The following is a 13,740-nucleotide window of genomic DNA, read 5'->3' as shown; positions in this document are numbered from 1 at the left end:
TTCAGTGCGTCCTAGCGGATCGGGTCCAGACCAAAGTTCCCGACCAGATCCTTCATCCGCTTCGTCAGTTTGGAGTCTTTTTTCGCCTTGATCAGATCGTTCAGGCGCTTGACCTCCTTGTTGGCCGCAGCGACTGTCGCCTTGTCCTTGGATTTCAGCTTTTTGTCCTGCTTCTTCAGCGACGCCTCAAAGGCCTTGATGTCGGCATTGAGCGCGTCGTAGTCATCCTGATCCGTCGGCGCGACCGACTTCTTGGAGCCATCCGCATTTGTAAACGCGGTGCCCGGAAGACCGGAAACCTTGCATTTGATCCCCTTCTTCTTGAGCAGGTTCCAGACCTTCATCGCAAAGGGTGCATAGTCGTAGTCATCCGATGGCGGCACGCCGCCCGCCGCGGTAAAGCAGCCCGACAGCAAAACGGTGCCCTTGAAATCCTTGGACAGGTTCTTGGACTTGTCGCTTTGCTCGGTCAGCAGGGCCACGATCTGTTCGGGCGTCTTGCGACCCAGCTTGGTGCCGACGGTTTTGCCCTGCTCCTTCACTCGGCTGCCATGGGCGGCCAGAATGACGGTGCCGGTTGTGACCTCACCAAAGTCGGCATCCGTTGTGTCCACCGCACTGACCTTGAACTTCTTGGCCTGCTTGGCGACGGCGCCGTTGATGACGCGCGTGTCGCCATCATTGTATTTGTCGACCAGCTGCTTGTAGACGGGATCCTTATAGACGGCATCCACATCGCCTTTGTGTTTGGCGAGCAGCTTGTCAGCGGCTGCTTCTATGATCTGAAAGTTCTTTTTGGTCAGGTTGACGACCACATTGGTCTCGTTGGACAATTCCGCCTCCAACTTGGTCCAGCCTTTGCGGATCACCTCTGTCTTGTCGAAATTGATCGGCGGCTTGCCGGATTTCGAGGGGGCAGCAGGCCGGTGATCGTGGCTGACATGTCGCCCTTGGTGTCGATCCCGGCGACGACCTTCAGCTCGGGCGCCATTCCCAGTTCCTGGGCCAGGGGGCTGTTACGGGACTTTGCCAGAATCTCTGCGGCTTTCTTGATCGTGGTTTGCGCCTTTTTCAGGCCGGGCAACTTGATGCCCTGCGCCTGCATGCCGTTTGTTTTGAGGTATTTGCCCAGCTCGGTTGCAATTGCGGCAACATCTGCCTTGTCGACGTCAACACCGCCGCCAGAACCCATGAAAATCGTCTTGTACTGCATAGCCATCGTAATTCCCTCCTTAGAAAATAATCAGCTCAGTCAAAGGCGTATGTGAAGTTCCCATCCGCCACATCGATAGAGACCTTGGCGATCTCTCCTCCCTCCATCATTGTGCGCAGGAACGAGGCCGAAATGTCGGGCAACATGGTGTTGGTGACAATCGCGTCGATCATGCGTCCGCCGCTTTCAAGTTCCTGACAACGATCCACGATTTCCTGCACCACGGCGTCCGAATATTCGAACGGTACACCATGGGCCGCCTCGACCCGCTTTTTGATGCGGTTCAGTTGCAGCACGGTGATCTTGCCGATCATGTCCGGGCTCAGTGGATAATACGGGATCGCGACCAGACGCCCAAGCAGCGCGGGCGGGAACACCTTCAGCAGCGGCTCGCGCAGGGCTTTCGCCATGCTCTCGGGGTCCGGCATCAGTTCGGGGTCGGCACACATGTCCATGATCAAATCGGTCCCTGCATTCGACGTCAGAAGGATCAGCGTGTTCTTGAAATCGATCACGCGGCCCTCGCCGTCTTCCATCACTCCCTTATCAAACACCTGAAAGAAGATTTCATGCACATCAGGATGCGCTTTTTCTACTTCATCAAGCAAAACAACCGAATATGGCTTGCGCCGCACGATCTCTGTCAGCACGCCACCCTCGCCATATCCGACATATCCCGGAGGGAGCGCCTTTCAGCGAGGAGACCGTATGGGCCTCCTGATACTCTGACATGTTGATGGTGATGACGTTCTGCTCACCTCCGTAAAGGACTTCGGCGAGCGCCAGCGCGGTTTCGGTCTTACCCACACCGGAGGGTCCCCGCCAGCATGAAGACCCCGATGGGTTTGGACGGGTTGTCGAGCCCTGCGCGCGACGTCTGGATGCGCTTGGCGATCATCTTCATCGCGTGGTCCTGACCGATGACGCGCTTGGCCAGATGCTCTTCGAGGTTCAGAACGGTTTCGATCTCGTCCTTGACCATGCGGCCCACAGGGATGCCGGTCCAGTCGCCGACAACCGATGCCACGGCCTGATGATCGACAATGGGCAGGATCAGCGGGTTGTCGCCTTGCTGCGCGATCAGGGCGGCGTTCTTCTCTTTCAACTCGGTCATGATCGCGGCGCGATCCGCGTCCGACATGGCCGCATCTTCCGGCACTTCGGTCTCGGCCGCTTCGTCTGCGGCGATGCCCTCGCGGGTATGCGTCTCTTCCACCGGCTGACCGGCGGCGCGCAGCTTGGCGCGCAACTCGATGATCTCCGTGACCAGCGTCTTTTCCGCCTCCCAGTTGGCCTTGAGGCCGACAAGGCGTTCTTCTTCCTCGGCCTTTTGGGCCTCGATATTGATGCGGCGCTCGCCCACGTCATAACCCGCAGTTTCATCGCGCCCGATGATGTCCAGTTCGGTCGTCAGGGATTCGATGCGGCGCTGTGAATCGTCCACTTGGGCAGGCACAGCGTGCTGGCTGACGGCAACCCGGGCACAGGCAGTGTCGAGCAGGCTGACGGATTTGTCCGGGCAGTTGGCGCGCGGGGATATAGCGGGCCGACAGGGTCACGGCGGCCTCGATGCCCTCGTCCAGCACCTGCACCTTGTGGTGCTTTTCCAGCATGCCCGCGATCCCGCGCATCATCAGGATGGCCTTGGGAATGTCGGGTTCCTCGACTTGCACCACCTGGAAACGGCGGGTCAGGGCGGGGTCCTTTTCGATGTGCTTCTTGTACTCGGCCCAGGTCGTGGCACCGATGGTGCGCAACGTGCCGCGCGCCAGCGCCGGTTTCAGCAGGTTGGCGGCATCGCCGGTCCCGGCAGCGCCCCCTGCCCCGACCAGAGTGTGGGTTTCATCGACGAACATCACGATGGGCGTGGTCGATGCCTGCACTTCATCAATGACCGAGCGCAAGCGGTTCTCGAACTCGCCCTTCATCGACGCACCTGCCTGCAACAGACCCACATCCAGCACCAGCAGACGGACATCGCGCAGCGCGGGCGGAACGTCACCGCGGGCGATGCGCAGGGCGAAGCCTTCGACCACAGCTGTCTTACCAGCACCCGCCTCACCAGTCAGGATCGGGTTGTTCTGACGGCGGCGCATCAGCACGTCGACGATCTGGCGGATTTCCTCGTCACGACCGACGATGGGGTCAATCTCTCCATTGCGGGCCTGTTCGGTCAGGTCGGTGCAGAACTGATCCAGCGCCTCACCGCCCTCCTGCCCGGGTTTCAGCGCGCCCGACGCTTCGCCGGGTTCCGCACCGCCACCGGTGACCGATCCATCCTGCGGACGCATCGCGTCTTCGGGTGAACCATCGGTGATCTTGTGAAACTCGTCCGCCAGATCGTCGGGTTTGATGCTGGCAGAGTCGGCGAAATCGATGTCAGGATGTTCTTGAGGTTCGGCGTTTCAAGCATACCCAGAATGATGTGACCCGTGCGCACCTGATTGGAAGAATAGAGCAGCGAACCCCAGACCCATGCGCGCTCCATCGCATCCTCAAGATGGGAAGAGAGGTCGCTGACAGAACTCGCGCCACGCGGCAACGCATCCAGTGCGGCGGTGATCTCTTCGGCGATCTTGCTGGTGTCGAGCTTGTAGTGATCGATGATCTGATGGATGTCGCTGTTCTGATTGTTCAGGATCTGGTGCATCCAGTGCACGATCTCGACGTAAGGGTTGCCCCGCATCTTGCAGAACACGGTGGCGCCTTCGATGGCTTTGTATCCAAGGGTGTTCAGCTTGCCGAACAATGCTACGCGGCTGATCTCTGTCATTTAGGTTGTCCCTTCCATCATTGGCGCGGTCTGGGCGTTTGGCTCCAGATACAAATCATCCGCATCTTTTTTCTTGTCTTGTCCCCGACCCAGCTGGTCTGACCCAGCCGGACGGTTTCACCCAGTTTGGGCTTGGGTACATCGGCAGCCCGCAGCACCAGGTTCAAATCCCAGTCCAGCGCGTCGCCGACATAGTTGCGCACAATGGCACGCAGCCGCTCAAGCGACCCGGTGCCGGGCAGCAGGCGCTGGTATTCGTCATAGCTGAGCGGACCGATGCGCAGGCGGAACTTGGCAGACCGGGTCCAGACCCGCTCGCCCACGGATGCGGTGCGCCCCAACTGCGTGGGGCTGCCCATTTGCCAGCGATCGTCCGGTTCCAGCTCAAGCCAGCAGCCGACAAATTGCTCGACCTCGACCTTGGCCCCGAAAAAGGACTGCAGGATCGATTGCAGGCCTTCTGCGTTTTTGGTGCCCTGCGACAACAGTCCGGCAAAGTGACGCTTGGCCAGATCGGGCATCGCGTCCTTGGTGCGCATCTTGTCGGCGTGAAAACCACCGATGGCCGCAACCTTACGTTCGAAATCATCCCGCTCGCCGCGATCAAAGCTGGGGGCAGGTTCGCCCGACCGCCACGCCCGATAAAACAGCGTCGTCATGCGATGGGTCAACATATCCGCAAACGCGACCAGCGTGGGGTCCCGGTGATGGCGAATACGTTGCGACGCGAACTCGGTGAGGTGCAGCGGCAGTGGACCGTTCGGACCAAACAGTCCGAAAAAGCGGTTGATCATCCGCCCCGGTTTCTTGCCCTTGGGCGGCGTGAATTCGGCAATGGCGGATGGGGGGAAGCGCAAATCAGCCACCTGGCCAAACCGCACCTTGTCCTCGCGCGGGCGGCGCGACTCGCCGATGCGGGCCGTATCCGGGTACGCCGCTTCCAGCACCCGAAAGGCGTGGAAGAAGTGATATTTTTCAGGAGCCTCGCTCAGCCGCTCTAGATGCGTTAGAGGATCCGTCCCAGACCGGTTTCCGGTCGCCATCGGGTAATCTCCCCACGCTGTTGGGTGACAAGCACCGTTTCGGTAAAACTGTTCAGAGACACATATTTGTGGAAAAACCGCTCAAGCACGGCGCCCATGGCATAGGCGCTGGTGCCCTCGAAAAAACTCTCATCGAAGGTGATTGACACTTCAAGGCCGCGCACGGCGGTGGACAGCACCTCATCGGCCATGCGGCGCACGATGGGGCGGGTCGACACGGCAGACAGACCCTCAAGCTGCTTTTCCAGCACTTTGTTGCCGGATGGGACATAGATGCCGATCAGCTCGCGCAATGTGGCGGCGCTGTCGGTGGCATCGCTGTCGGCAATGGACAGGTAGTTTAGGGACAGATGCGAGATCAGACGCCACGCCGTATCCCCCTGCCCCAGTGACGGGCGGGGCCGGGTCGGGCTGACGGGCGTGGTGATATGGGCCACCGGGCCACCGCCGGGCAGATGGAATACATCCTTGGCACCGGTCGGCAAAAGCAGGAGGCAGATCACGGTTGGTCACCATCGCCTGCACGGCAAGCTGATCAAGCTGCGTGCCAAAGGGGGCCTGCGCGCCATCAACCAGCGTTACATAGGTTTCCGAGCCGAGATAGGAGGTGCGCACACCCTTGAGGCGTTCTTTTCGGCGCGCTGACGCATCTTGCGGGTCTGAGTGTAATAAGTGGCGTGTGTTTCGCCTGCGGCCGTCAGATCATCGGCGGAATAGAACGGGCGGAATTGCACGTCATCCTCACCCTCGCCTGAAATGCCAACCACGGAGTCGAGCGCGAATATCTCGTAATCCAGCGGCGCGGTGCGGTCCGCGACCACGTGATGTTCGGCCACAGCAGGGCTGATGTGAACGCGGTCGCAGCGCTTGTGAAACAGGTTCACGGCAGGCGTCGCATTGAGGGTAAAGGCCTCGGGCGTGACGCCCGAAGCAATCTCGGGATCGCCGTTGCGCAGCAGAATGTAGATGTCGACATCCGCGCCCTTGGCCTTGTTCAGGGCCATGGACAGACCCGTCAACTCGACAAAGTGATAGCGTTCGGGCATCGCAAAATATTCCTGCAACAACCGGTAGCCATCAAAGCTGCGCTGGGGCGTGGGCAGCAGCGCCTCTTCCCGGTCATAGCCGCGCGGGATCACGCCGCCAGCCGGTAAATCGGCCACCCAGTCAGCGCGCCGGTCGGTCGAACGACCAAGGATGCCGGTCACCTGCGTGCTCAGCAACTCGTGCAGTTCCCAGTTCTTGCCCTCGCTGCCGTTGAGGAACAGCAGCAGGTTGTCGAGGGACAGTTCCGAAATCGGCTGGTCGGCATGGCGGGCCAGACGTAAGCGAATGCCAGCGCGGGCCTCGGTTTCGCGGGCGACACCGGCGGCGACCAGTTCACCGCGCCCGTCGATATACTCGGCCTCGGTGATCTTGATAGGCCACATGCGCACGTCTTTCGAGGTGCGGAACACACATGGGGTGGTGTCATCCTCGCCCAGCACAGAGCGCAGTTCTGATCCACGCTCAATCACATAGCCGTCTTCAAGGGCGGCGTTCTGCATGTCTGGCTCAAAGGCGGCGATCATCATCGACGGCTGCGGGCAGAGGTAATGCGGATAGATGATTTCCAGCAGATGCGAGGTCAGCGCGGGATATTGCAGCTCAAGCTCAAGCTGCACACGGGCGGACAGGAACGCGACACCTTCCAGCAAGCGCTCGACGTAAGGGTCGACCACCTCGACACCGTCCATGCCCAGACGGGATGCGATCTTGGGAAAGGCCTCCGCAAATTCGGCCCCCATGTCGCGCATGAATGCCAGTTCGCCCTCGTAATGTTTCAGCAGTCGGGTATCCATGGCGGGGTCAGCCGATCCTTTCCAGCTCAAGCTCTCCGGTGGTGACGTCGACCTGGCTGCGCAAATACAGCTCGATCGGCAAAGGTTGGGCCCATGTCGGCGCGGATATCAAAGGACACAACCGACTGGCGGTTGACCTCGTCGGCGCGCAACTTGACGGTCAGCGATCCGGGATGAATGCGGGGCTCGTAACTCTGAACGGCGGCGACGATAGATTTGCGCATCAACTGGGCACGTTCAATCGTGGAATAATCGCCCGCGATGTCGGTGATGCCATAGTTCAGTACGGATTTGGCGGTGTTGGGATACACCTCTTCGTCGATGATGCTGTCATTGTTCGAGGTGTTGAGCAGCCAGCTCAGGTCGCGTTGCAGAATGTCGCGCAACTGGCGCAGATCGATGACGCGGCTGTCACGGGTTTCCTTCACCTCGAACGGATCGTCATCGGTCAGACGGTCCAGAAGGGACGGCTGCAGACGTTCGGCGATCATGCGGTCAGACATGGATCAGCCCTCGTCCTCATGCGCCTGTTCGGGTGCGGCTTGCGCGTCTTCGGGCACCTCCACATCCATTTCGAGCAGACGCAAATCCATCAGGGCCGTGTCGCCCAGATCGGTGGTCAGCAGGCGTTGACCCATCCCGGCATAGGTGTCGGCACCTAGATCACGCCACTGCGTCGGACGGGCGAGCTTCTCCGCATCAGACCCGTCAGCAACGGTACCTGCATAACGGGTCGGGATCAGGGCAACGATGTCGCCGCCATTGGCCAGCTTGATTTCGGCCGGAGTCCAGACCGCGTCGCGCAGATCAAGGGGGTCTTCGAACTTGGCCTTGGCGATGGCGGTGAACGGCATCCAGAAATAGCGGCCGTTCACGATGATTTCGAGAAGCGGGCCAAGGCGCATATCGGCATCCGCGACCCATTCAAAGGCCTCGCCATTGATGCGGCCCGACACGCCCGGGGCCATGTCAAAGGCGCGCGCCCGCGTCTCGGCGGCCTGATCGGCATTGCCGGCGGCATTGGATTTGAGGGCCTCGACCATCAGGGCGATCCACTCTTCGGGCTCGCCAAAGATCAGCGGGTCTTTCTCGCCCGAGAAAACCTTCTCGCGGTAGACCTCGCAGATGATGCCCTCGCGGTAGGTCTGGGCCATATGGGTGGCGGCGCCATCCATCTCGGCAGAATAATTTCAGTTGTGCGATGGCACGTTTCCAGTCGCCGCGCACACACAGCAATTGGAACAGAAAGATGCGCAAGGCAGGGTTGGCGGCATCGGCACGAATGTCATCCTGCAACGCGGCCAGAGCGCCATCAAGATCACCAGATTTTAACAGATCCTCGGCACTCACTTGGGCATCTCCTCAATGGTCTTTCTTGAAAAGGCAGGCCCACATCGGGGCCTGCCAAAGTCTTGCGATATCGCAGGCGCGATACTTATACAGAGAGGTTCGCCTGGTTCTTGACGCGGCTCCACTCGGCTGTCTTGACGGCCATGTCCTTGCCTTGCTTGTCCTGCGGCGTGTAGGTCACTTTCATCGCGCCGTACTGCATCACAACAGTCTCTTCGCAGATGTCGTCACCGTCCGAACCGGACCATGTGATGTCCTGGATCATGACCAGTTTGAATTCCCACTTGAGGAATGTCTTGCCGGACTTGCCCGTGTCGGACACACCGCCCGAGCGGCGCAGTTCGATGATCATGTCATCAAAGTGGTCGCCTTTGCACAGCGCGCTGAACAGAGCAGCAGACGCGGTGTCGGTTTTCTTGGTGACGTTCAGTTCCTTGAAGGTCGCCTTACCGGCACCACCACCAGCGGTTACAGAACCGATATTGATGTTGTTTTCAGCGCCAATTTCAAAGCTCAGGATTTCGAAAGCACCTTTTGCTTTCATATCGACGTCTTGGGTTTCACCCTTGGTTTCAGTCGGTGGAGCCAGGAAATAGCAGAATGCGTCAAACATGATTTGTTCCTTTCATAGTGTTAGGGGTCGGGTCGTTTAGAAAATGCGAGAAGGTTATCCCTTCTCACTGGGGAGTTTGGAGGTCAGGCGCAACGAGACGCTCAGGCCCTCCAACTGGTAATGTGGCCGTAGGAAAAACTTTGAACTGTAATACCACTGGGTTCCCTTCGACCTCCTCGACGACGACTTCGGCAGCGGCAAGGGGCTGGCGCGCCTTGACCTCTTCCGGAGACGACTCCGAATTGAAATCAACGTATTGGTTGATCCATTCCTGCAGCCACGATTCCATGGCGCCGCGCGATTTGAACGAGCCAACTTTGTCGCGGACCATGCACTTCAGGTAGTGAGCAAAGCGGCAGGTGGCGAACAGGTACGGCAAACGGGCTGCAAGGTTGGCGTTGGCCGTCGCATCCGGATCATCGTATTCGGCGGGCTTGTGCAGCGACTGCGCCCCGACGAAAGCGGCGAGGTCGAATTCTTGCGGTGGATCAGAGGCATCATGCCATTGGCTGCCAGTTCTGCCTCACGACGATCCGAGATCGCGATTTCCGTTGGGCATTTCTGGTCGATCCCACCGTCATCCGTGGGGAACGTGTGCGAAGGCAAACCCTCGACCGCACCACCGGATTCAATCCCGCGGATCCGCGAGCACCAGCCGTATTCCTTGAACGACCGGTTGATGTTCACAGCCATGCCATAGGCGGCGTTGACCCAGCCGTACTTGGCGTGATCTGTGCCGTCCGTGTCCTCTTCAAAGGCGAACTGCTCGACCGGGTCGGTTTTGGACCCGTAAGGCAGACGCCCGAGGAAGCGCGGCATTGCCAGACCGACATATTTGGAATCCTCGCTTTCGCGAAGCGAGCGCCAGGAGGCGTATTCCGGGGTCTGAAAGATCTTGGTCAGATCGCGCGGGTTGGCCAGTTCAGACCAGCTGTCCATCTGGAACAGGGTCGGGTTGGCACCGGTGATCAGCGGCGCGTGGGCCGCAGCGGCGATCTTGGACATCTCGCCCAGCAGCTCCACATCCGGCGGAGAGTGGTCAAAGTGGTAATCCGCCACCAGGCTGCCATAAGGCTCGCCACCGAACTGACCGAATTCCTCTTCGTAGATCTTCTTGAAGATCGGGGACTGGTCCCAGTGCGGTGCCTTTGTATTTGCGCAGGGTCTTGTGCATGTCCTTCTTGGAGATGTTCATGACCCGGATTTTCAGCATCTCGTCGGTCTCGGTATTGTTGACGAGGTAATGCAGACCGCGCCACGCGCTTTCCAACTGCTGGAAATCGGGGTGGTGCAGGATTTCGTTGACCTGCTCGGTCAGCTTCTTGTCGATCTGGGCGACGATGCTTTCGATCGTGCGCAGCGCGTCGTCCGACACCAGAGCCGTGTTGGCCAGCGCCTGTTCGGCCAGCGTCTTGACCGCCTGTTCCACAGCCGTCTTGGCCTGATCGGATTTAGGGCGGAATTCTTTCTTCAGCAGGTTTTCAAAGTCGGAAGAGCCAAAGGCCGTCGCCTCTGCACCACCGGCTGCTTCTGTTTCTGTCTCGGCCATCGTTTACTCCTGATCTTCGGCGTCAGCTTTGGGGGCTGGCTGCGCGGCAAGGTTTTCAGCAAGGCAGGGTCCTGGGTGATCTTGGCGATCAGATCCTCGGCACCCGATTTCCCGTCCATGTAGGTCATGAGGTTGCTCAGCTGGGTGCGGGCATCCAGCAATTCGGCCAGCGGCTCAACCTTGGCCGCGATGGCGGCGGGGCTGAAATCGTCCATCGATTCGAACGTCATGTCGACGGCCATGTTGCCTTCGCCACTCAGGGTGTTGGGCACAGTGAATGCGGCACGCGGGGCCATCGATTTCATCCGCTCGTCAAAGTTGTCGACGTCGATCTCAAGGAACTTGCGATCCGCGATGCCGGGCTGCGGCACTTCGGACTTGCCCGCCAGATCGGACATGACGCCCATCACGAAGGGCAGCTGCACCTTCTTCTCTGCACCGTACAGTTCAACATCATATTCGATCTGAACCCGGGGCGCGCGGTTGCGCGCAATGAATTTCTGTGGAGCATGTCGCCATGTCCCGTCTCTCCTTCGCAAACTCTGTGCTTGGCTTGTGCCCTTAACACGCGGGCCCAAAAGTATATTCGTTTGTGGCGATTACCTGATCATCGTCTTCGCTGATCCCGCCGATCATGTTGACCCGATCCACGCTGTCATAGGCCATGTCGCGCACGATGGTCATAAAATCGGCGCCGACAAGCTTTTTCGCCACGAACCAGTAAAAGCGGTACCGGACTCGATGAAGTTCGGCGCGCTCATAGTAGCTGATAATGCGATCAAGTGCGTTCTGAACATCGGTGGGCGTGTTGATGGCGCCGCCGCCGCCCCGCCGCTGGCCATCGGGGCGGGCGCGCCGCCGCCGCCGCCACCCGCAGCATCCGCATCACCGTCTTCATCGCCGTCGCTGGCACCTTCGGGTTCGCCCAACGCTGTAGGCGATCTTGCCGCTGGCCTTTTTGAGCAGCTTGAGCGGCGGGTCCGGATCAGGACCCTGCCCCGGGGTCTGCTCGTCGAGCTTGGCGCCGATGGCGGTCACGTCGGACAGGGACTGGGCGACTGGCTTCGGAAATGCCACGCAGCACCTCTTCGTCGGTGTCCTGAAACGCGGCGGCGACCTGGCCTTGATCAGGGACAGTCTCCATGTCCACGACGTCGGCGTGGATTCACCGTCCGCAACCGCCATTTCGCGCAACGAGATCGCGCCAAAAGTCCGGCTTTGGGTCAGGGGCGCGCGACGCACACCGCGCAGAATGCGAGCGTCATCGACAAGGGTAAGGATCGCGTTGATCCGCATGGTCGGATCGTTGTCATCATCCTCGTCCAGTTGCGGATGGCAGGACGCCCAGTATTCATCAAGGCAGCGGGCGATATAGCTGGTCGCATCGGCAAAACCGGGAAAGCCCTTGAGGCGCAACTGGGCCTCGGCCAGATAGATGCCGGCACGCAGATCATGGCTGCGGGCAAGGATCTCCTGCGCCTTGGCGGCCACTTCTTTATAGTCGGGGTCTTCGGGCGGCAGAATGTCGTCGCCCATCTGGCGTTCTTCACCGTGGGTGGCGGCGATTTCAAGCTCTGTAAAGACCGGATCATACTCCAGATCTTCGCCGCTTGGTGCGTCGTCTCCATGGCTTTGAAGAAGCGCGTCTAAGTCCATGTTCCCCCCGGCCGTACATGCGCCATAGTGAAAAATTCGCCCGTTAAGTATTTGAGCAAGAAACAGCTTATCACAGAATTTCGATAAGGCTAGCGAAAGGACGTGCATTCGTATGGGGGTATTTCATACCTTTTCATGCGTTTGTGGCGCTCCTATGTAACAATGCTGCGTGAACCGCCCGATTGAACACATTCCTTGCAAACTCCTGGGCAAAAGCTGGTTCAAAACATTGACCTGCGCCGCCTCGCATCGCACAGTCATCAACGTGATTATAAAATATTTCAAAAGACGGCCGTGATGGACGATCTGAATTCTGAACAAACCCTGCCACCCGCACGGGCCATACGCTTTGATCGGGTGAACGAGCTCTATGCAGAAATGCCGGAGATCGGGAAGTTTATCGAAACGCCGCCCGAAGACGACGAAGGCTATCGCGGGTTCCTTGAACGGCTGCGGGCCTCCAGCACCCCCGAAGAGGCAGTGACATTCACCGCCTTTGCGCTGCAACCCAAGGCCGGGATCAAATGGGGGATGGAATGCGTGTCTTCGCTGATCCCCGACATGGCCCCCGAAGACACGAAACTGATGAACCTGATTTCGGAATGGCTGGATGACACCTCCTCCGAAAATCGCTGGAAGACACTGGAACTGGCCCTGTTTGCGCCGCGCCGGTCCCCCGCCGTCTATCTTGGGCTTGGGGTCGGGTGGTCCGGCGGGCCCCTTGCACCGAACGATCTGGTCACTGTCCCGCCATGGCGGGCACCACGCGCGATCAGTTCGGCCGTCATGCGGGCCGTCGGGCAGATGCGCACCGAACACCGCGGCGAAAGCCTTGACTTCGTGCTGGACCGTGCCGCCGGGCTGTTCCGCCTGAATTGACGCCGCCCCGGCTGCGCACCCGTCAAAAGGAAACACGAGACCTATGGACAGGCTGACATTGCGAATCGAGAACCGGTCGGACGCGGCAGGCGACATGCCCGAAGACATCTCGGTCTTGGGTCAGGGGATCAGCATCGGGCGCAAGATGGACAACGACTGGTCGTTGCCCGATACCACCCGTTTCATCTCCGGTCGGCACGTCAAAATCTCCTTTGAAAGTGGCGGCTATGTGCTTGAGGACGTGTCGACCAACGGCACGTTCATGAGACGGCATCACCACCCGTGTGGATGGCAAGCGCAAGCTGGAACATGGCGACACCATCCGGATCGGCAGCTATGTCGTGGCGGTGGTTCTTGAACCGGCCGAGGACCCGACCTTTTCCCAGATCTCCGGTGCGCAAGGGGTGCAGGCCCCCCGGTTCGCGTTCGATGACCCCAACCGCCAAAGGCACAAATGCGGGTGTGCCACGCCACGTGCCTGCCGCCACTTCCTCGGGACGTGGGGCGCAAACGCCCGACTTTTCCCGGTTTCAGGCCGGCAGTTCCGGCGCGACCGGTGTTCAGCGACCGTCAGGTGGCATCTCGATGCCGCCCATGGCGACCAGCACACCGCCTGCAACGCCAATCCCTGATGACTTTGACGACCTGCTGGACCTTAGCGGGTCCGACCTGGCGGACGCACCCAAGGAAAGCCGCGCGCTGCGCAAATCTCGACCCCGCCAATTTCAACTCCACCGATCTCGACGCCGCCTGTCGCGGCCAGACCTGCGCCATCTGCCCCGCCGCCACGCCCGGAAAAGGTAAGCCCGGAACCAACCCCGAC

The 13,740-nt window shown here is 59.9% G+C and carries 11 protein-coding genes and 5 pseudogenes; 3 read left to right on the top strand and 13 right to left on the bottom strand.

Features of this window, described 5'->3' with window-relative positions:
• Positions 1–11: 11 nt before the first annotated feature.
• From ACERZ8_RS21635 to ACERZ8_RS21575, 13 genes and pseudogenes are all read right to left on the bottom strand, one after another.
• The gene (locus ACERZ8_RS21635; RefSeq protein ID WP_407594545.1) at positions 12–869 is read right to left on the bottom strand and encodes a hypothetical protein; all 858 of its coding nucleotides are present in this window, start codon (positions 867–869) and stop codon (positions 12–14) included.
• On the bottom strand, positions 866–1,219 hold the full coding sequence (locus tag ACERZ8_RS21630; RefSeq protein ID WP_407594544.1) for a hypothetical protein: 354 nt from the start codon (positions 1,217–1,219) through the stop codon (positions 866–868). The genes ACERZ8_RS21635 and ACERZ8_RS21630 overlap by 4 nt, the downstream gene beginning before the upstream one ends.
• Positions 1,220–1,248: 29 nt before the next feature.
• Positions 1,249–3,986: pseudogene (gene tssH / locus ACERZ8_RS21625) on the bottom strand (type VI secretion system ATPase TssH).
• Between the two features lie 17 nt (positions 3,987–4,003).
• On the bottom strand, positions 4,004–5,029 hold the full coding sequence (tssG, locus tag ACERZ8_RS21620; protein WP_407594542.1) for a type VI secretion system baseplate subunit TssG: 1,026 nt from the start codon (positions 5,027–5,029) through the stop codon (positions 4,004–4,006).
• Positions 4,993–6,870: pseudogene (tssF, locus tag ACERZ8_RS21615) on the bottom strand (type VI secretion system baseplate subunit TssF). Before tssF ends, tssG begins: the two are co-directional and overlap by 37 nt.
• A gap of 26 nt (positions 6,871–6,896) precedes the next feature.
• Entirely contained in the window at positions 6,897–7,373 is a 477-nt protein-coding gene (tssE, locus tag ACERZ8_RS21610) for a type VI secretion system baseplate subunit TssE (protein WP_407594540.1), read from the bottom strand.
• Between the two features lie 3 nt (positions 7,374–7,376).
• Positions 7,377–8,045, bottom strand: coding sequence for a type VI secretion system accessory protein TagJ (locus tag ACERZ8_RS21605; protein WP_407594538.1), 669 nt, complete (start codon positions 8,043–8,045; stop codon positions 7,377–7,379).
• Positions 8,046–8,118: 73 nt separating this feature from the next.
• A pseudogene (locus ACERZ8_RS21600) lies at positions 8,119–8,220 on the bottom strand (type VI secretion system accessory protein TagJ); the annotation flags it as partial.
• Between the two features lie 85 nt (positions 8,221–8,305).
• A complete protein-coding gene (locus ACERZ8_RS21595) occupies positions 8,306–8,833 on the bottom strand; it encodes an Hcp family type VI secretion system effector (RefSeq protein ID WP_407594536.1) in 528 nt (175 codons plus the stop codon).
• A gap of 54 nt (positions 8,834–8,887) precedes the next feature.
• Positions 8,888–10,382: pseudogene (tssC, locus tag ACERZ8_RS21590) on the bottom strand (type VI secretion system contractile sheath large subunit).
• Positions 10,383–10,385: 3 nt separating this feature from the next.
• A pseudogene (tssB, locus tag ACERZ8_RS21585) lies at positions 10,386–10,921 on the bottom strand (type VI secretion system contractile sheath small subunit).
• 22 nt (positions 10,922–10,943) lie between these two features.
• Positions 10,944–11,066 carry a hypothetical protein gene (locus ACERZ8_RS21580; protein ID WP_407594534.1) on the bottom strand — a complete coding sequence of 41 codons (123 nt, stop codon included), beginning with the start codon at positions 11,064–11,066 and terminating at the stop codon, positions 10,944–10,946.
• A 210-nt stretch (positions 11,067–11,276) separates the two neighbouring features.
• Positions 11,277–12,038 carry a type VI secretion system protein TssA gene (locus ACERZ8_RS21575; RefSeq protein ID WP_407594532.1) on the bottom strand — a complete coding sequence of 254 codons (762 nt, stop codon included), beginning with the start codon at positions 12,036–12,038 and terminating at the stop codon, positions 11,277–11,279.
• Positions 12,039–12,335: 297 nt separating this feature from the next.
• Between ACERZ8_RS21575 and ACERZ8_RS21570 the strand changes: the two genes are divergently transcribed.
• From ACERZ8_RS21570 to ACERZ8_RS21560, 3 genes are all read left to right on the top strand, one after another.
• Complete coding sequence (locus ACERZ8_RS21570; RefSeq protein WP_407594530.1) at positions 12,336–12,917, top strand: DUF6931 family protein; 582 nt, start codon at positions 12,336–12,338, stop codon at positions 12,915–12,917.
• A 43-nt stretch (positions 12,918–12,960) separates the two neighbouring features.
• Positions 12,961–13,275, top strand: coding sequence for an FHA domain-containing protein (locus ACERZ8_RS21565; RefSeq protein WP_407594529.1), 315 nt, complete (start codon positions 12,961–12,963; stop codon positions 13,273–13,275).
• A gap of 71 nt (positions 13,276–13,346) precedes the next feature.
• Positions 13,347–13,721, top strand: a complete 375-nt coding sequence (locus ACERZ8_RS21560) for a hypothetical protein (protein WP_407594528.1) — start codon at positions 13,347–13,349, stop codon at positions 13,719–13,721.
• Positions 13,722–13,740 lie beyond the last annotated feature (19 nt).

Origin of the sequence: Tateyamaria armeniaca (assembly GCF_045797845.1) — a bacterium.
In the GTDB taxonomy this organism is placed as follows: Bacteria; Pseudomonadota; Alphaproteobacteria; order Rhodobacterales; family Rhodobacteraceae; genus Tateyamaria; species Tateyamaria armeniaca.
The sequence above is the reverse complement of the archived record's forward strand: the minus strand, read 5'-3'. Positions and strand labels throughout refer to the sequence as shown.

What these genes read in the sequence shown, in the direction of transcription:
- tssG (WP_407594542.1), bottom strand. Translation starts at nt 5,029, where the DNA reads ATGGCGACCGGAAACCGGTCTGGGACGGATCCTCTAACGCATCTAGAG.
- ACERZ8_RS21570 (WP_407594530.1), top strand. Translation starts at nt 12,336, where the DNA reads ATGGACGATCTGAATTCTGAACAAACCCTGCCACCCGCACGGGCCATA.
- ACERZ8_RS21565 (WP_407594529.1), top strand. Translation starts at nt 12,961, where the DNA reads ATGGACAGGCTGACATTGCGAATCGAGAACCGGTCGGACGCGGCAGGC.
- ACERZ8_RS21605 (WP_407594538.1), bottom strand. Translation starts at nt 8,045, where the DNA reads ATGGATGGCGCCGCCACCCATATGGCCCAGACCTACCGCGAGGGCATC.
- ACERZ8_RS21630 (WP_407594544.1), bottom strand. Translation starts at nt 1,219, where the DNA reads ATGGCTATGCAGTACAAGACGATTTTCATGGGTTCTGGCGGCGGTGTT.
- ACERZ8_RS21575 (WP_407594532.1), bottom strand. Translation starts at nt 12,038, where the DNA reads ATGGACTTAGACGCGCTTCTTCAAAGCCATGGAGACGACGCACCAAGC.
- ACERZ8_RS21560 (WP_407594528.1), top strand. Translation starts at nt 13,347, where the DNA reads ATGACCCCAACCGCCAAAGGCACAAATGCGGGTGTGCCACGCCACGTG.
- tssE (WP_407594540.1), bottom strand. Translation starts at nt 7,373, where the DNA reads ATGTCTGACCGCATGATCGCCGAACGTCTGCAGCCGTCCCTTCTGGAC.
- ACERZ8_RS21595 (WP_407594536.1), bottom strand. Translation starts at nt 8,833, where the DNA reads ATGTTTGACGCATTCTGCTATTTCCTGGCTCCACCGACTGAAACCAAG.
- ACERZ8_RS21580 (WP_407594534.1), bottom strand. Translation starts at nt 11,066, where the DNA reads ATGACCATCGTGCGCGACATGGCCTATGACAGCGTGGATCGGGTCAAC.